Source organism: Myxococcus llanfairpwllgwyngyllgogerychwyrndrobwllllantysiliogogogochensis, from assembly GCF_006636215.1.
GTDB lineage: Bacteria > Myxococcota > Myxococcia > Myxococcales > Myxococcaceae > Myxococcus > Myxococcus llanfairpwllgwyngyllgogerychwyrndrobwllllantysiliogogogochensis.
Genome location: NZ_VIFM01000614.1, coordinates 1 through 616 on the forward strand (window position 1 = coordinate 1; position 616 = coordinate 616).

At 68.2% G+C, this 616-nt stretch carries 2 protein-coding genes; both read left to right on the forward strand.

All coding sequences use genetic code 11. The features are described 5' to 3' along the window. Nucleotides 1-13: 13 nt before the first annotated feature. The gene (locus FJV41_RS57080) at nucleotides 14-148 is read left to right on the forward strand and encodes a helix-turn-helix domain-containing protein (protein ID WP_497812682.1); all 135 of its coding nucleotides are present in this window, start codon (nucleotides 14-16) and stop codon (nucleotides 146-148) included. A gap of 187 nt (nucleotides 149-335) precedes the next feature. Continuing rightward, nucleotides 336-616: hypothetical protein (locus tag FJV41_RS57085; protein ID WP_220137982.1), on the forward strand; the 281-nt coding region annotated here is incomplete at its 3' end.

Genomic DNA, 616 nt, shown 5'->3' on the forward strand with positions numbered 1-616 from the left:
CTTCGAATCGCGCCTGATCCGCACCGCGCTCGCTGCCACGCACGGTCGGCGCATGGAAGCGGCGCAGCGCCTGGGCATCGGCCGCAACACCATCACGCGCAAGATCCAGGAACTGGGGCTCGACGCCGCCGAGGATCTGGGCGTTTAGACCCTCCATGCACCGCTGTCAGGGCAGCGTGTGCTATGGAATCTGGAGCAATGGAGCCAGGCGGGAAGCGCCCTGGCTCATCCACGCTGCTGGCTACGTCCTACAGGCCAGGAGTCTGCACGCCGACCCTCCGGAAAAACGGGACCTCCCAGAATGAAGGCACTGTTCAACCAACCGGAGCGAATTCATGTCGGATTTCAACGATGCAAACCGCGACCCCTTGACCAATGAACCCGGCGCCCATCCCGTGGGCACCGGCGTTGGTGCGGCGGGCGGCGCTGTGGCCGGCGCGGCAGCCGGGGCCTTCGGTGGCCCGATCGGCGCGGCCGTGGGCGGCGTCGCGGGTGCCGTGGTCGGTGGCCTGGCCGGCAAGGCGGCCGCCGAATCCGTGAACCCCACCGTGGAAGATGCCTACTGGCGCGAGAGCTACCAGCGTGAGCCCTACTACCGTGGCGGCCGCACGTACGA